A 15,279-nucleotide genomic window follows, 5' to 3' on the forward strand; every position below is an offset into this window, starting at 1 on the left:
GGCTCAGTACTGGCCGCGGTAGCGGTCGTAGTAGCCGAGCACGCGGGAGACGTAGGTCTGGGTCTCGGGAATCGGCGGAATCGTATAGCCACTATTCACCACGCGGTTCTCGCCGGCGTTGTACGCGGCCAGCGCGAGCGAGAGCTGCTGGAACTGATCGAGGAGCTGGCGCAGGTAGCGTGCGCCGCCATGCAGGTTCGCCAGCGGGTCGAAGGCGTTGCTGACGCCGAAGCGCTCGGCGGTGGCCGGCATCAGCTGCATCAGGCCCATCGCACCGGCGCGCGACACGGCGAGCGGATCGTAGGCCGATTCGGCGCTGATCACCGCATGCAGCAGCGCCGGCTCCAGGCGGTAGGCCTGCGCCACGGCGACGATGTCGGCCGCGTACTGGCGGCGACGCGCCTCGCTGATCACGCGCGCCGGCTGGCGGTCGCCGTAGCTGATGCCGGGCGGGAACTGGTCGGTGGCGGGGACGACCGCGGTGCGGGTATCGGATCGCGACGGCGCCGGTGACGGCGCCACGTAGCTCGGCGTGGCCATGGTCAGCCTGAAGCGCGGGTCATTCGGTATGTTGCTGATGTGGAGCACACCCTTCTGGTCGACGAAGGTGTAGATGTCGGCCAGACTTGGCGTGCTCGCGCCCAGACAACATAACAACGCGGCGACGCTACGTCGTTGCATGCGGAGCTTCCTTACGATAAGGGCGCGACCGCCGCTGACGGACGACGAGGCAGGGTGGCGCGGCGCGGGTCTCGGCAATGCCGCCCGCTGCCGGGCGGCCCGCAGGACACTATAGGATGCCCGCAGGCGGAGCAAGCCGGGAGCGGACGTGCGCCGCCGCCCGGGGCGGTCATGGAAACGTCATTACTGGGGAGGATCATGCGGTGTTCCGAACGGCGGAGTTGAACCGGACGCTTGCGCGCGACGACTACGAGCGCCAGGTGGCGGTGTTGCGCGAGGAACTCCTCGGCCTGCAGAGCGAGCTGCAGCGTGCCGACTTCCCGGTGGTGGTGGTGTTCGCGGGTGTCGACGCGGCGGGCAAGAGCGAGACGGTGAACAAGCTCAACGAGTGGCTCGACACGCGCTGGCTGACGGTGCGCGCCTTCGACCGCCCGTCCGACGAGGAGCTCGAACGCCCGTTCTACTGGCGCTTCTGGCGCGAACTGGCGCCGCGCGGGCGCATCGGCCTGTACCTGAGCGCGTGGTATTCGCAGCCGATCCTCGACTACGTGTACGGCACGGCTGCCGCCGAGCGGCTCGACGAGCATCTCGAACGCATCCAGAACTTCGAGCGCGCGCTCGCCGACGACGGGGCGCTGGTGCTGAAGTTCTGGATGCACCTGTCGAAGGATGCGCAGAAGAAGCGCCTGAAGAAGCTGGAGAACGATCCGCTGCAGGCCTGGCGGGTGACGGCGCGCGACTGGGAGCACTGGCGCCTGTACGAGCGCTTCATCGCCGCCGCCGAGCGCACGCTGCTGCGCACCGGCACCAGCGCGACGCCGTGGAAGATCGTCGAGGGCTGGGACGAGCGCTACCGCGCGGTCAGCGTCGGCGTGATCCTGCGCGACGCGATCCGCCGGCGCCTGCAGGAGCGGCGCATGCTGAAGGCGGTGACCGACGGCGTGACCGACGACACGCTGCAACTGATGGTCGAGCGCAGCATGCTGCCGGGACAGCCGACGGTGCTGTCGGCGCTCGACCTCGGCCGGACCATCGACCGCGATGTCTACCGCGAGCAACTGCTGCAGCAGCAGGGGCGGCTCAACCAGCTGCAGCGCAAGGCCAGGGCGCGCGGGGTGACGACCCTCCTGGTGTTCGAGGGCTGGGACGCCGCCGGCAAGGGCGGGGCGATCCGCCGCGTGACCGCGGCGATCGACGCCCGCGACTACCAGGTGGTGCAGATCGCCAAGCCCAGCGACGAGGAACTGGCGCACCACTACCTGTGGCGGTTCTGGCGGCAGCTGAGCCGGGCCGGACGGATGACGATCTTCGACCGCTCGTGGTACGGGCGCGTGCTGGTGGAGCGCGTCGAGGGCTTCGCCGCACCCCACGAATGGCGTCGCGCCTATGCCGAGATCAATGACTTCGAGGACCACCTGATCGAGCATGGCATCGTGCTGCTGAAGTTCTGGCTGCACGTGAGCCCGGAGGAGCAGCTGCGCCGCTTCGAGGAGCGCCGCACCATTCCCTACAAGGCGTGGAAGCTCACCGAGGAGGACTGGCGCAACCGCGACCGCTGGGCCGATTACGAACTGGCGGTCAACGACATGGTCGAGCACACCAGCACGCGGCGCGCGCCCTGGGTCCTGGTCGAGTCCAACGACAAGAACCACGCGCGCATCAAGGTGCTGAAGACCCTCTGCGATCGCCTGGAGAAGGCCGTGAAGAACGGCGGCAACGACAAGCCCAACGGCAAGACCAAATAACCGCGCCCCGGCGCGGCACCCCCTGAGGAGTCCGAGTATGAATGAACCGGTGAAACTGCCCCTGTCGCTCGACGGCGCGAAGGGGCAGGCCGCGGCGCCCGCCCGCGCCGAGATCGACCTGAATTCGCCCGAGTTCTACCTCAACCGCGAGCTGACCTGGCTCGAATTCAACCGCCGCGTGCTGCACGAGGCACAGGACGCGCGCACGCCGCTGCTGGAGCGTGTGAAGTTCCTCGCCATCGTCAGCTCCAACCTCGACGAGTTCTTCATGAAGCGCATCGGCGGCCTCAAGCAGCAGATCGGCGCCGGCGTGAAGACCCTGACGGTCGACGGCCGCAGTGCCCGGCAGCAGCTCACTGAGACTTACGCCACCGTGCGCGCGCTGGTCGAGGAGATGAACGTGCTCGCGCTGGAGCTGCACAAGCTGCTGAAGGAGCACGAGATCTACGTGCGCAGCTACAAGCGGCTGAACCCGGCGCAGCAGGCGGAGCTGCGCGATTACTACATCCGCAACATCTTCCCGCTGGTGACGCCACAGGCGATGGACCCGGCGCACCCCTTCCCGTTCATCTCCAACCTGTCGCTGAACCTGCTGGTGTGCGTGCGCTACCCGAACGACGAGCAGAACTCGCTCGCGCGGGTCAAGGTGCCGATCGGCATGGGCATCCCGCGCTTCCTGATGCTCGCCGAGGGGACCTTCTTCGTGCCGCTCGAAGACGTCATGGCGAACAACCTCGACCTGCTGTTCCCGGGCATGGAGATCGTCTCCTGCGAGCTGTTCCGCGTCACCCGCAACGCCGTGGTCGAGCGCGCCGAGGAGCAGGCCGAGGACCTGCTGGTGCTGATCGAGTCCGAGCTGCGCGACCGCAAGTTCGCGCCGATCGTGCGCCTCGAGGTGGTGGCCAACATGGACCCGGTGCACCGCGGCATGCTCGCCGCCGAACTCGGGCTCGACGAGGCCAACGACGTCTTCGAGGTCGGCGGCATGATGGCGATGCGCGATCTCTTCCAGGTGGCCGGCCTCGACCGCCCCGAGCTGCACGACGTCCCGCACGCGCCCCTCGACCACCCTAAGCTCGCCGGCGCGCTCAACGTGTTCCACGCGATCCGCGATGCCGGCACGATCCTGCTGCAGCACCCGTATGAATCCTTCGCGACCTCGGTGGAACGCTTCGTGCGCGAGGCCAGCCGCGACCCCAAGGTCCTGGCGATCAAGATGACGCTGTACCGCACCTCGGCGGACAGCAAGATCATCGAGTACCTGCTCGACGCCGCACGCAACGGCAAGCAGGTGGCGGTGGTGGTGGAACTGAAGGCGCGCTTCGACGAGGCGGCCAACATCCGCTGGGCGAGCCGCCTGGAAGTCGCCGGCATCCACGTCAACTACGGCGTGGTCGGCCTGAAGACGCACAGCAAGGTGGTGTTCGTGGTGCGCCGCGACTACTCCGGGCTGCGCCGCTACGCGCACATCGGCACCGGCAACTACCACCCGGGTACCGCGCGGCTCTACACCGACCTCGGCATCCTCACCTGCGACGACGTGATCGGCGAGGATCTGACCGAGTTCTTCAACTATCTCACCACCGGCTTCACGCCCAAGCGCAACTACCGCAAGCTGCTGCCGGCGCCGAAGCTGCTGAAGTCGTCCCTGCTCGAGAAGATCGAGCGCGAGATCAAGCTGCACGCCGGCAAGGGCGGCGGCCTGATCCAGTTCAAGATGAACGCGCTCGAGGATGCCGACATCACCGCCGCGCTGTACCGCGCCTCCCAGGCCGGCGTGCGCGTCGACCTGATCGTGCGCGACACCTGCCGGCTGCGCCCCGGGCTGCCCGGCCTGTCCGACAACGTGCGGGTGGTGAGCATCGTCGGGCGCTTCCTCGAGCACGCGCGCATCTTCTACTTCCGCAACGGCGGCCACGAGGAGTACTTCATCGGCTCGGCCGACGCGATGAAGCGCAACCTCGAAAGCCGCGTCGAGGTCGTGACGCCGGTCGAGCACGCCGAGGCCCGCGCCGAGCTGCGCGCGATCCTCGACACGCAGCTGAACGACCAGCGCAGCGCCTGGGAAATGCAGGCCGACGGCAGCTACGTGCAGCGGCAGCCGAAGGCCGGCGCCGAGGCGCGCGGCTCGCACGAACTGCTGGTCGAGGCCGCCGAGAGGCGCCTGCGCGAGGCGAACCGGCTGAAGAAACGCCGCCCCAAGGGCATCGCCCGCCGCCCGGGCCACTGAGCCGGGCAACGAAAAGCCCCGCGAACGCGGGGCTTTTTTGATGGGGGGGGGAGCGCCGTGGGGCGAGGTCAGTCGTCGCCGCTCAGCACGCCGAGCAACTGCAACAGGCTCGTGAACAGGTTCAGGATGTCCAGGAACAGCGCCACCGTCGCCATGATGTAGTTGGTCTCGCCGCCGTTCACGATGCTGCTGGTGTCATAGAGGATGAACCCCGACATCAGCAGCACCACCAGCCCGGACACCGCGAGCTGCAGCCCCGGCATCTCGAAGAAGAACGCGGCGAGGCTCAGCACCAGCGCGGTGATCAGGCCGACGAACAGGAAGCCGCCCATGAAGCTGAAGTCGCGCCGGGTGGTGAGCACGTAGGCCGACAGCGCGAGGAAGATCGTGCCGGTCAGGCCGGCCGTCATCAGCACCAGTTCGGCACCGTTGGGCAGGGCCAGATAGGCCGACAGCATCGGGCCGATCGAGAAGCCGGCGAAGCCCGTGAAGCCGAACACCGACACCAGGCCCCAGGCGCTGTTACGCAGTTTCATCGTCAGGAACAGCATGCCGAGCATGCCGACCAGCGTGACCAGGAAGCCGAGCGGCGGCGCTCCGACCGAGACGGCCACGGCGGCCATCGCAGCGCTGAACAGCAGCGTCATCGACAGCAGCGCGTAGGTGTTGCGCAGGACCTTGTGCGTCGCCAGCGTTTCGCGCGCCGGGGAGACGATCACGGGTTGGGTGCGGATCATCGCGGGGGTACCTCCTTCAAAGTATCTGACGAGCGCATCGACCATAGCAGATGGCAGAAGGTTCCCCGCGATGATCGCGCGCCGCTTCGCATCACGCCGTCGCCACCGCCGCCGTGGCACGGCTCAGGCAGGCGTTCACCGCGCTCACCACCGCCTTCAGCGAGGCGGTGACGATGTTGGCGTCGAGCCCGACGCCGAACACGCTGGTGCCGTCGACCTGCACTTCCACGTAGGCGGCGGCCTGCGCGTCGGCGCCGCGCCCGGTGGCGTGCTCGTGGTAGTCGACCAGTTGCACCGCGAGCCCGCAGTCCTGCTCCAGCGCGGCGACGAAGGCGGCGATCGGGCCGTTGCCGCGGCCGCGGATGGTGCGCTCGCGCCCGTCGTAGCGGATCACCGCGAGCAGTTCGTCGGCCGGCTCCACGCCGTGCGCCGGCACGTCGCTGTGCTCGATCAGCGCGAGCGGCGCGCCGCCGTCGAGGCGGTACTCGCGCCGGAACGCCTCCCAGATCTCCGCCGCCGACAGCTCCTTGCCGGTGCTGTCGGTGATGCGCTGGACCACCTGGCTGAAGGCCATCTGCAGGCGCCGCGGCAACTGCAGGCCGTAGTCCTGCTCCAGCAGCCAGGCCACGCCGCCCTTGCCACTCTGCGAGTTGACGCGGATCACCGCCTCGTAGGTGCAGCCGAGATCGGCCGGGTCGACCGGCAGGTAGGGCACGTCCCAGCGCTCGTCGCCCTGGGCCTGGCGCGTCGACTGCGCGGTGAAGCCCTTGCGGATCGCGTCCTGGTGCGAGCCCGAGAAGGCGGTGAACACGAGGTCGCCCGCGTAGGGGTGGCGCGGATGCACCGGCAGCTGGTTGCAGTACTCGACGGTGCGCACGACGTCCTTCATCGCCGAGAAGTCGAGCCCGGGGTGGATGCCCTGCGAATACAGGTTGAGGGCGAGGGTGACGAGATCGACGTTGCCGGTGCGCTCGCCGTTGCCGAACAGGCAGCCCTCGACGCGATCGGCGCCGGCCATCAGCGCGAGCTCGGCGGCGGCGACGGCGGTGCCGCGGTCGTTGTGCGGGTGCACGCTGATGATCACGCTGTCGCGGCGCGAGATGCGGCGGCAGAACCACTCGATCTGGTCGGCGTAGACGTTCGGCGTCGCCATCTCGACCGTCGCCGGCAGGTTGAGGATCACCGGGCGTCCGGGCGTCGGCTGCCAGACGTCGAGCACCGCCTCGCAGATCTCCAGCGCGAAGTCGGGCTCGGTGAAGCTGAAGGTTTCCGGCGAGTACTCGAAGGTCCACTCGGTCTCGGGCTGCTCCGCCGCGCATTCGGCGAAGAGCTTCGCCCCCTTGACGGCGAGCGCGATGGTGCCGGCGCGGTCGAGCCCGAACACGGTCTCGCGGAAGATCTTCGAGGTGGCGTTGTAGAGGTGCGGGATCGCCCGCTTCACCCCGCGCAGGGATTCGAAGGTGCGGCGGATGAGGTCCTCGCGCGACTGCGTGAGCACCTGGATCGCGACGTCGTCCGGTACGCAGCCGCCCTCGATCAGGCTGCGCACGAAGTCGAAATCGGTCTGCGAGGCCGAGGGGAAGGCCACCTCGATCTCCTTGAACCCCATGCGCACCAGCAGATCGAAGAAGCGGCGCTTGCGCGCCACGTCCATCGGCTCGATCAGCGACTGGTTGCCGTCGCGCAGATCGGAGGTGCACCAGCGCGGCGGCCGGGTGATGGCACGGTTCGGCCATTGCCGGTCGGGGAGCGTGACGGGGGCGAACGGGCGGTACTTGCGGGCAGGTTGCTGCAACATGGTGCGTGATCTCTCGTCGTATCGTGGAAGGCCGGGAACTGCCGATACGGCGTGGCTACGGTCGCCGGGCTGCCGTCAGGCCCGACGACCGCGACGCAGTCGCAGCGTTTCGTCGAAGCGGCAGGCGTAGGCGAAGCGATCGGGGCGTATGCTGGGGAAAGGCGAAGGCATGGGGAGCAGCTCGACTGTCGATGACCGGTTGAACGACGTTTGCCCGACCCCCTCACGGGGCCGGGTGACTCAGTCGCAGGTTGTCGACAATCAGCTGGAAGATCATGTATCGGAGAACAACACAGCGCGCGCGGGGCTGTCAACCCGCGCATCGACATCTGTCGGGAGCGAACACGCATGCACACGGGTATCGGTCGGATTCTGGGCGCGCTGGTCTTGTCGGCGGCCACGGCCACGGCGGGCGCGGCGCCGATCCCGCGCGCGGACTACACCGCGCTGATGCGCATCGACGGGCTCGCGCAGCCGGTGCGCGTCTCGCACCGCCAGGGCATCGTGCGCACCGAGGCCACGGTGCAGGGGCGCCAGCTGGTGGGCCTGCTCGACCTGCGCTCGGGGGCGATCACCGTGCTCGGCGCCGAGGGCGGGCTCAAGCTCGCCACCACGCTGCCACCGGGCAGCATGCCGCAGGGGCTGCCGGTGCTCGACGTGCGCCGCGTCGACACCTCGGACGTGCTCGGCCGCGCCAGCGTGCTCGGGCGCGACTGCACGGTGTACCGGGTGCGGGAGCGCGGGCGCGACCTCGGCACCGCCTGTCTCGATCGCCTCGACATCCCGCTCGCCTTCGATGCCGTCGTGGACGGCCGTCGTGCGCGCGGCGAGGCGATCTCGCTCGCCACCACCGCACAGGCGCCGGCGTTGTTCGAGGTGCCGAGCGACTACCAGCCGCTGCGCCTGCCGGCCGGGCTGCCGGCGATCCCGGGGCTGACCGCGCCGCGCTGACCGGGTGCTGCTCACGCCGACGCGGCGCGTGCGCGGGCGGCGGCGTTCAGGCGCGGCACCAGCACGCGCCGGTACACGCGCCAGCCGAGCAGCAGCAGCAGCGCCGCCGCGTAGAGCAGGGGTTCGCGCAGGTCCGCTTTCACCAGCCACAGGTAGTGGAGCACGCCGAGCACGCCGATCGCGTACACCGCGCGGTGCAGCCGCTGCCAGTGGCGCCCGAGGCGCTTGATCATGCGCCGCGTCGAGGTCGCCGCGAGCGGGATCAGCAGCACGAAGGCCGTGAAGCCGACGGTGATGTAGGGGCGCTTGGCGACGTCCTCGGCGAGCCCGCCGAGGTCGAGCTCGAGATCCAGCACGAAATAGGTGGTGGCGTGCAGGCAGGCATAGAAGAAGGTGTACAGCCCCAGCATGCGCCGCAACTGCAGCGGCCACTGCCAGCCGCTGATGCCGCGCAGCGGGCTCGCCGTCAGCGTGAGCAGCAGCAGGCGCAGGGTCCAGTCGCCGGTGAAGTGGGTGATCGTCTCGACCGGGTTCGCGCCGAGCCCGCCGCCGAGCGCGCGGGCCGAGAGCCACGCGAGTGGCGCGAGCCCGGCGAGGAACGCCGTGGTCTTGATGAGGTCTGTCGTGCGGGTGCGTTCGCGGGGTGTCATCGTCGGCGGTCGTGGTGGAAGCGATGCCCGACGATACGGTGGTGGCGGGCGTACGGATGCGGGCGCGGGCATCGTCACCCCCTTCGACTGTGCTAGCGTAGCGCGCTTGCGCGCCCCGTGCGCTACCCGTTTTTACGAGTCCGTTCAACATGCTGCAAAAACTCATGCGCGTCGTCGCGCAACTCGCGCTGGTGCTCGCCCTGAGCGGTGGCGCACTGGCCCTGGCCCAGAACGAGTCGCCGCCGCCGGCCCGCCCGGTGGCCGAACTGCTCAACGAATGGAAGGGCGCGCTCGACCAGATCGGCCGCCGGCTCGCCAGCGGCCAGCTCGAAGTGCCCGATCTCGACAAGCTGCGCGCCGATGCCGAGCGGGTGCGCACCGCGGTGCAGGCGGCCCGCCCGGACGCGCAGGCCAAGGCGGCCGCCGCGCAGCAGCTCTTGGAAGCGATGGGGCCGGCGCCGGCCGAGGGCCAGCCGGCCGAGGCCAAGGACGTCGCCAAGCAGCGCCAGCAGTTGCAGGCCGATCTCGCCGCCGCCGAGGGGCGGGCGAAGCAGCTCGAAGTGACCGAGGCGCGTGCCAACGCGGCGGTGACCGACATCGCCAAGGCGATCCGCGACCGCGTGGCGCAGAGCCTGCTCGCGCAGGGGCCGTCGCTGTTCGAGGCCGACGTCTGGAAGCTCGGCAGCCAGCAGATCGTCGCCGGCCTGCAGGCGCTGGCGGTGCAGCCGCTGGAGCGCTGGCGCGGCGGTGACGTCGGCGCGCAGGCGCGGGCGTCGAGCGGCGTGCTGGTGCTGATGTTCCTGGCGCTGGTGGCCGGCGGGTGGACGCGCGGCTGGCTGCTGCGCCGCTACGGCCGCGACCCGCTGGTCACCGACGCGGGCTACGCGCGGCGCAGCGTGGCGACGATCGCCGAGGGCTGCGGCCGGGCGCTGCTGCCGAGCCTGGCGATCGTCGCCGTCGCCGCCACCTGCCGTATCGTCGGCCTGGTCGACGATGCGACGATGCCGGCGCTCTACGGCGTGGCCGCCGGCGCGATCTTCTTCCTGCTGGTGACCGGCCTCGACCGCGCCGCGCTCGCCCCCGACCTGCCGGCGTGGCGGCTGCTGCGGATCAGCGATCGCGCGGCGCGGCGTCTGAGCTGGCGCGTCAACCTGAACGCGGCGGTGATCGCGCCGCTGCTGTTCCTGTCGATGGCGGCACCGGTGCTCGACCTCGGCGACGAGAGCCGCGCGATCCTGGTGTTCATCGGCAGCCTCGCGGTGGGGCTCGCGCTGCTCACGGTGATCCAGCGCCGCGCCTGGGAGGTGGCGGCGCCGGCGGAGGCCGGCGAGGCGTCGGCCGCTGCCGCGACGCCGCCCAAGGAAGCGGCGGAGAAGCGCGGCCTGCTGGCGCCGCTGTGGGTGCTGCTGCGGGCGCTGGTCGGGATCGGCGCGGTGGCGAGCCCGCTGATCGCCCTGTTCGGCTATCCCAACCTCGCGCGCTACCTGATCGAGAACCTGGTGCTCACCGGCATCGGCGTCGGCCTGCTGCTGGTGCTGCGGCGGGTGCTCGCCGAACTGATCGATCGCGCGCTGATCCTGCGCGGCCGCCCGGGGCCGCTGGCACGCGCCTTCGCGCTCACCGAGCAGAGCGCGCAGATGGTCGACTTCTGGCTGATGCTGCTGATCGACACGGTGCTCACCGGCGTCGGCGCCATCCTCGCGCTGCTGCAGTGGGGCGTGCGCTGGGCCGACATCGCCAACGGCCTGTACAGCCTGCTGTTCGGCTTCAAGGTCGGCGGCGTCACGCTGTCGCTGATCGACCTGCTCACCGCGATCACGCTGTTCAGCCTCGTGCTCGCGGCGAGCCGCATGGCGCAGCGCGTGCTCGAGGAGCGCGTGCTGCCGCACACGCGGCTCGACGTGGGGCTGCGCAATTCGTTCAAGAGCGCGGTCGGCTACGTCGGCCTGGTGATCGCGCTGGTGGTGGCGGTGACCACGCTCGGCATCGACCTGTCGCGGATCGCGCTGCTCGCCGGTGCGCTGTCGGTGGGCATCGGCTTCGGCCTGCAGAACATCGTCAGCAATTTCGTCTCCGGGCTGATCCTGCTCGCCGAGCGCCCGATCAAGGTCGGCGACTCGGTGGTCGTGGCCGGCAGCGAAGGCGTGGTACGGCGCATCAACGTGCGCGCCACCGAGCTCGAAACCGCGCAGCGCGCGACGGTGATCATCCCCAACTCCACGCTGCTGTCGCAGGCGGTGCTCAACTGGACGCACAAGGACACCTTCGGGCGCGTCGAGGTGCAGGTCGGCGTCGCCTACGAGGCCGACCCCGAGCAGGTGCGCCGCATCCTGCTGGAATGCGCCACCAATCACCCGGAGGTCAGCCGCTGGCCGCAGCCCTCGGTGCTGTTCAAGGCCTTCGGACCGAGCTCGATGGATTTCGAGCTGCGTGCCTACCTGGCGAACGTCGACCTCAAGGGCGTGGTCGGCAGCGACCTGCGCTTCGCCATCGTGCGCGCGTTCCGCGAGGCCGGCATCGAGATCCCGTTCAACCAGAGCGAGGTGCGCCTGCGCGACCTCGACCGCCTCGGCGAACTGCTCGCCACCGTGCGCGGTGCCGATGCCGAGCCGGCGGCGGCGCCGACCATCGTGATGCCGCGCGAGGCGCGCGGCGGCTGAGTGGCGGGCCGGCCCGCGCGTGCTAGCGTGGACAGGGGCGCGTCGCGCGCCCCCGCCATCCGCAGCACGCCCGGAGAGCCACCGCCATGAGCCTGTTCGACCGCCAGAGCCCGTACATCCTCGACCTCGAACCCGGCAGCCGGGTGTTCATCTGCCAGTGCGGGCACACCGGCAACCCGCCGTTCTGCGACGGCACCCACAAGCGCCACCCGGGTTTCGCGCCGTCGGCGCAGGTGGTGCCGGCCGACGGCAAGCTGTTCGTCTGCGGCTGCGGCCACAGCGCCCGTCGCCCGCTCTGCGACGGCACCCACAAGAAGCTGCGCAAGCCGCCCGCGGCGTGAGCGCCCCCGGCTAGGCCGCCCGCCACGCCACGTAGCGCCCGCGCAGGCGTACCGCCGGCGCCTCCGCGGCGTGGATCACGGCTTCGAGTTCCCAGCGCGCCCGGCCCTTGCGCCGGAAGGCGTCGACGAAGGCCGCGACCGCGTCCGCCGCCGGTCGTGCGCAGACGGCGACGATGTCGCCGCTCACCGGGCGCAGGTAGTCGAGTTCGCTGTGGGCGATGACGACCTGCGCGTGCTCGCCAGCGTCGAGCAGCGTCAGGTGCGTCAGCGACCAGCCCGACAGGGTGATGATCGAGGCGAGGGCGCCCGCGAAGGCCGTGCCCTTGTCGTTGGTGTTCGGCGCGAGCGGCGCGCGCAGGGCGAGCCCGGCGTCGTCGTAGCGGTCGAGGCGCACGCCCATCGCCTGGGTGAGCGGGATGTGACGGGCGAAGAAGGCGTCGAGGTCGTGGTCGGGCATGCTGCTCACGGGCGGTGGCGGGGACGCGCGGCACGCTTTCGCCGTGCCGCACAAAGATGGTAAACGGGAAGGGTTCTTATTGCCGCCCGCCGTTTCCGTGCCCCCCCGACCGAGGCCTGCCGATGTTCGAAAAGCCCGCCACCACCACCGTCCCGATCGCCGAACTGCTGGCACGCCGCTGGAGCCCACGGGCGCTCGACCCGCAGCGCCCGGTCGCGCGCGAGCACCTGCTCGCGCTGCTCGAAGCCGCGCGCTGGGCGCCCTCGTGCTTCGGCGACCAGCCCTGGCACTACGTGATCTGGGACCGTTTCCGCGACGCCGAACGCTGGGCGCAGGCCTTCGCCACGCTCACCGAGGGCAACCGCGGCTGGGCGGGCCGGGCGCCGCTGCTGCTGCTCGCGGTGGCGGCGACGACCTTCCGCCACAACGGCAAGCCGAACCCCTGGGGGCCTTACGACACCGGCGCGGCCAGCCTGTCGCTGTGCCTGCAGGCCAGCGCGCTGGGGCTGGTGGCGCACCAGATGGGCGGCTTCGACCGCGCCGCGATCGCCACCGTCGCCGGCCTGCCGGACGGCTTCCTGCCGCAGGCGATGATCGCCGTCGGCCACCCCGGCGCGCTCGAGCTGCTGGACGCAACGCAGCAGGCGAAGGAGCGCGCCCCGCGCACGCGCCTGCCGCTCGACCAGATCGCCTTCGAGGCGGGCTGGGGCACGGGCGTGTCCGCCTGAGCGCTGCCGACCGGAACCGCTGCAATGGCCGTCACCGCTGCCGCCGATCCCGTCGATGACGTGATCCGCTACCTGTTCCGCGCGCTGCTGTTCCTGCTGCTGCTGGCGGTGCTCGCCGGCCTGCTGTGGCCGGCGCTGGTGGCCGCGTTCCGCGCGAGCCCCTATCTCAACGGGCTGATCCTCGTGCTGTTCGCGTTCGGCGCGACGTTCGCGCTGCGCTGCCTGTTCGGGCTGCGGCGCGAGACCCGGGCGCTCGCCCGGGTCGCCGCGCTCGCCGGCGAGGTGCGCGCCGGCACGCGGCCACGCGCCGAGGCCGACGAACTGATGACGGCGGCGAGCCTCGGTGCCGTCGGTGCCTTCCTGGTCAGCGTGCGGCGGGTGCTGCGCACGGGCGACGCGGCCGGCACCTTGCCCTACCTGCTCGATTCGCTCGCCGCCCGCGGCGAGGATCGCCGGGCGCTGGTGCGCTACCTCAGCGCGGCGCTGGTGCTGATCGGCCTGATCGGGACCTTCTACGGCCTGCTGGTCACCATCGATGGCGTGCGCGGGGTGCTCGGCGGGCTCGCCGGCGGCGAGGGCGCGGCCTGGCTCGATGCCTTGCGCGAACGCCTCGCCACCCCTCTCGCAGGCATGGGCACGGGTTTTGCTACTTCCTTGTTCGGTCTGGTGTGCTCGGCGGCGCTGGGTTTCCTGGAGCTGCAGCTCTTCCATGCGCAGAACCAGGTCAACAGCCGCCTGGAATCGCTCGTCGTCGTCGACCTGGTGCCCTTGTGGCAGGGACCGGCGGCGCTCGCCGGCAGCGGCGGCGAAGCCGCGCCGCGCTATCTGGTGGCGCTGGCCGAGGCCATCGTGGAGCGCCTCGACCGCGTCGCTGCACTGCTCGAGAGCAATGCCCGGCGCGACGACGCCGGGCGCGTGATCGCCCAGGTCGGGCAGCTCGAGGCGCGCGTCAACGCGCTGTCGCAGGGCGTGCAGGACATCGAGCGCGAGCGCACCGCGGAGCTGCGCCACCAGCTCAAGGTGATTTCGCAGTACCTGGCGCGCGGCGGCGGCGGCGATGCGCCGTAGGCTCGACGCGCCCGGCGGCTACGATGTCTGGCCGGCCTTCACCGATGCGTTGTCGGGGCTGGTCGTCGTGCTGGTGTTCCTGATCACGGTATTCGTGATCGGCGAAACCCTGCTGTCGCGCGAGGTGAGCGGCAAGAACGTCACGATCGACGCGCTCGAGGCGAGCGTCGCGCGCCTGGAAGCGCTGCTCGGCGGCGCCGAGCAGCGCGCGCGCGGCCTCGAAGGGCGCGTGGGCGAACTCGAGGAAGGCATCGCCGAGCGCGACCTGGCCACCGCCGACCTGCGCGCGGAACTCGGCGCCGCCGAAGCGCAGCGCCTGCGCCTCGCCGCGGACCTGGAGCGCATGCGCCGCGAGCTCGAGGCCAACCGTGCGGGGCGCGAGCGCGAGGCGGCGGCGGCGAGCGAACGCGCACAGGGGCTGGAGGCCGCTCTCGCGCAGGCGCAGACCGAGCGGCAGCGCGAGGGCGGCGCCGCGGCGGCGCAGGTGGAGGCGCTGGGTGCCCGCGCCGAGCGGCTCGCCGCCGACGTGGAGCGCCTGGAACGAGCGCTGGCCCTGCGCGGCGACGAACTCGCGCAGGCACGTGCGGCTGGCACCGACGCCGAAAGGCGCGCGCAGGGGCTGCAGGCCACGCTCGACGCGCAGGCGACCGAACTCGCCGCGCGTGCCGCGCGCATCGATGCCCAGCGCGAGGAACTGGCGACGCGCGCCACGCGCATCGAGGAACTCGATCAACAGATCAAGGCCCGCCTGGTCGAGCGGGTGGAGGAACTCGAACGCTACCGCAGCGACTTCTTCGGCCGGCTGCGGGCGCTGTTCGAGGGCAACCCCGACATCAAGGTCGTCGGGGACCGCTTCGTGTTCCAGTCGGAGGTGCTGTTCGGCTCGGGCGAAGCGGCGCTGTCCGACAGCGGCAAGGCGGATCTCGACAAGTTCGTCGCCGTGTACCGTCAGCTCGCGGCGAACCTGCCGGCTGACCTGCCGGTGATCATCGAGGTGCAGGGGCACACCGACCGCGTGCCGATCCGCGCCGCGCGCTTCCGCTCGAACTGGGAGCTGTCCTCGGCCCGGGCGCAGGACGTCGTGGACTATCTGATCCGCCAGGGTGTACCCCCGGAACGGCTCGCCGCGGTGGGCATGGGCGAACACCATCCGATCGAGGCGGGCGACTCGCCCGAGGCCCTGCGGCGCAACCGCCGCATCGAACTCAAGATCACCAGCCGCTGAGCCGCCGG

13 protein-coding genes are annotated in these 15,279 nt (G+C 70.8%); 8 read left to right on the plus strand and 5 right to left on the minus strand.

Going from position 1 to position 15,279, the window contains the following annotated elements:
- Window positions 1–3: 3 nt before the first annotated feature.
- On the minus strand, window positions 4–681 hold the full coding sequence (locus EV699_RS12730) for a transglycosylase SLT domain-containing protein (protein ID WP_132543281.1): 678 nt from the start codon (window positions 679–681) through the stop codon (window positions 4–6).
- Window positions 682–884: 203 nt separating this feature from the next.
- Here EV699_RS12730 and pap point away from each other — a divergent pair, with 203 nt between their 5' ends.
- Window positions 885–2,426, plus strand: coding sequence for a polyphosphate:AMP phosphotransferase (gene pap, locus EV699_RS12735; protein ID WP_132543283.1), 1,542 nt, complete (start codon window positions 885–887; stop codon window positions 2,424–2,426).
- Between the two features lie 37 nt (window positions 2,427–2,463).
- Window positions 2,464–4,656: a polyphosphate kinase 1 gene (gene ppk1, locus EV699_RS12740; protein ID WP_132543285.1), complete on the plus strand. Its 2,193-nt coding sequence runs from the start codon at window positions 2,464–2,466 to the stop codon at window positions 4,654–4,656.
- Window positions 4,657–4,724: 68 nt separating this feature from the next.
- Here ppk1 and EV699_RS12745 read toward each other — a convergent pair whose 3' ends face one another.
- Both EV699_RS12745 and leuA read right to left on the minus strand, forming a co-directional pair.
- Window positions 4,725–5,393: a Bax inhibitor-1/YccA family protein gene (locus EV699_RS12745; protein ID WP_132543287.1), complete on the minus strand. Its 669-nt coding sequence runs from the start codon at window positions 5,391–5,393 to the stop codon at window positions 4,725–4,727.
- A gap of 91 nt (window positions 5,394–5,484) precedes the next feature.
- Entirely contained in the window at window positions 5,485–7,191 is a 1,707-nt protein-coding gene (leuA, locus tag EV699_RS12750) for a 2-isopropylmalate synthase (RefSeq protein ID WP_132543289.1), read from the minus strand.
- A 348-nt stretch (window positions 7,192–7,539) separates the two neighbouring features.
- On the opposite strand from leuA, the gene EV699_RS12755 reads away from it, so the two are divergent.
- A complete protein-coding gene (locus tag EV699_RS12755; protein WP_132543291.1) occupies window positions 7,540–8,142 on the plus strand; it encodes a hypothetical protein in 603 nt (200 codons plus the stop codon).
- Between the two features lie 11 nt (window positions 8,143–8,153).
- On the opposite strand, the gene EV699_RS12760 is transcribed toward EV699_RS12755, so the two are convergent.
- Window positions 8,154–8,792 carry a protein-methionine-sulfoxide reductase heme-binding subunit MsrQ gene (locus EV699_RS12760; protein ID WP_132543293.1) on the minus strand — a complete coding sequence of 213 codons (639 nt, stop codon included), beginning with the start codon at window positions 8,790–8,792 and terminating at the stop codon, window positions 8,154–8,156.
- A gap of 149 nt (window positions 8,793–8,941) precedes the next feature.
- On the opposite strand from EV699_RS12760, the gene EV699_RS12765 reads away from it, so the two are divergent.
- Together EV699_RS12765 and EV699_RS12770 are read left to right on the plus strand one after the other, a co-directional pair.
- Window positions 8,942–11,452, plus strand: a complete 2,511-nt coding sequence (locus tag EV699_RS12765) for a mechanosensitive ion channel family protein (protein WP_132543295.1) — start codon at window positions 8,942–8,944, stop codon at window positions 11,450–11,452.
- A gap of 86 nt (window positions 11,453–11,538) precedes the next feature.
- The gene (locus EV699_RS12770; protein WP_132543298.1) at window positions 11,539–11,793 is read left to right on the plus strand and encodes a CDGSH iron-sulfur domain-containing protein; all 255 of its coding nucleotides are present in this window, start codon (window positions 11,539–11,541) and stop codon (window positions 11,791–11,793) included.
- A 10-nt stretch (window positions 11,794–11,803) separates the two neighbouring features.
- Here the strand turns inward: EV699_RS12770 and EV699_RS12775 are convergent, their stop codons facing one another.
- Window positions 11,804–12,250 carry a YiiD C-terminal domain-containing protein gene (locus tag EV699_RS12775; RefSeq protein WP_132543300.1) on the minus strand — a complete coding sequence of 149 codons (447 nt, stop codon included), beginning with the start codon at window positions 12,248–12,250 and terminating at the stop codon, window positions 11,804–11,806.
- A gap of 122 nt (window positions 12,251–12,372) precedes the next feature.
- On the opposite strand from EV699_RS12775, the gene EV699_RS12780 reads away from it, so the two are divergent.
- Genes EV699_RS12780 through EV699_RS12790 form a run of 3 tightly spaced genes read left to right on the plus strand, consistent with a single transcriptional unit; the run spans window position 12,373 to window position 15,271 of the window.
- A complete protein-coding gene (locus EV699_RS12780; protein ID WP_132543302.1) occupies window positions 12,373–12,978 on the plus strand; it encodes a nitroreductase family protein in 606 nt (201 codons plus the stop codon).
- 24 nt (window positions 12,979–13,002) lie between these two features.
- Window positions 13,003–14,046: a hypothetical protein gene (locus EV699_RS12785; protein ID WP_132543304.1), complete on the plus strand. Its 1,044-nt coding sequence runs from the start codon at window positions 13,003–13,005 to the stop codon at window positions 14,044–14,046.
- Window positions 14,036–15,271 (plus strand): OmpA family protein, encoded by a 1,236-nt coding sequence (locus tag EV699_RS12790; RefSeq protein WP_132543306.1) that lies wholly within the window; start codon window positions 14,036–14,038, stop codon window positions 15,269–15,271. The genes EV699_RS12785 and EV699_RS12790 overlap by 11 nt, the downstream gene beginning before the upstream one ends.
- The last annotated feature ends 8 nt before the right edge of the window (window positions 15,272–15,279 follow it).

Origin of the sequence: Plasticicumulans lactativorans, from assembly GCF_004341245.1 — a bacterium.
Lineage (GTDB): Bacteria > Pseudomonadota > Gammaproteobacteria > Competibacterales > Competibacteraceae > Plasticicumulans_A > Plasticicumulans_A lactativorans.

Excerpts from the sequence above, each read along its gene's own strand:
- leuA (WP_132543289.1), bottom strand. The coding sequence starts at position 7,191 with ATGTTGCAGCAACCTGCCCGCAAGTACCGCCCGTTCGCCCCCGTCACG.
- EV699_RS12770 (WP_132543298.1), top strand. The coding sequence starts at position 11,539 with ATGAGCCTGTTCGACCGCCAGAGCCCGTACATCCTCGACCTCGAACCC.
- ppk1 (WP_132543285.1), top strand. The coding sequence starts at position 2,464 with ATGAATGAACCGGTGAAACTGCCCCTGTCGCTCGACGGCGCGAAGGGG.
- EV699_RS12730 (WP_132543281.1), bottom strand. The coding sequence starts at position 681 with ATGCAACGACGTAGCGTCGCCGCGTTGTTATGTTGTCTGGGCGCGAGC.
- EV699_RS12780 (WP_132543302.1), top strand. The coding sequence starts at position 12,373 with ATGTTCGAAAAGCCCGCCACCACCACCGTCCCGATCGCCGAACTGCTG.
- EV699_RS12785 (WP_132543304.1), top strand. The coding sequence starts at position 13,003 with ATGGCCGTCACCGCTGCCGCCGATCCCGTCGATGACGTGATCCGCTAC.
- EV699_RS12765 (WP_132543295.1), top strand. The coding sequence starts at position 8,942 with ATGCTGCAAAAACTCATGCGCGTCGTCGCGCAACTCGCGCTGGTGCTC.
- EV699_RS12760 (WP_132543293.1), bottom strand. The coding sequence starts at position 8,792 with ATGACACCCCGCGAACGCACCCGCACGACAGACCTCATCAAGACCACG.
- EV699_RS12790 (WP_132543306.1), top strand. The coding sequence starts at position 14,036 with ATGCGCCGTAGGCTCGACGCGCCCGGCGGCTACGATGTCTGGCCGGCC.
- EV699_RS12745 (WP_132543287.1), bottom strand. The coding sequence starts at position 5,393 with ATGATCCGCACCCAACCCGTGATCGTCTCCCCGGCGCGCGAAACGCTG.
- EV699_RS12775 (WP_132543300.1), bottom strand. The coding sequence starts at position 12,250 with ATGCCCGACCACGACCTCGACGCCTTCTTCGCCCGTCACATCCCGCTC.
- EV699_RS12755 (WP_132543291.1), top strand. The coding sequence starts at position 7,540 with ATGCACACGGGTATCGGTCGGATTCTGGGCGCGCTGGTCTTGTCGGCG.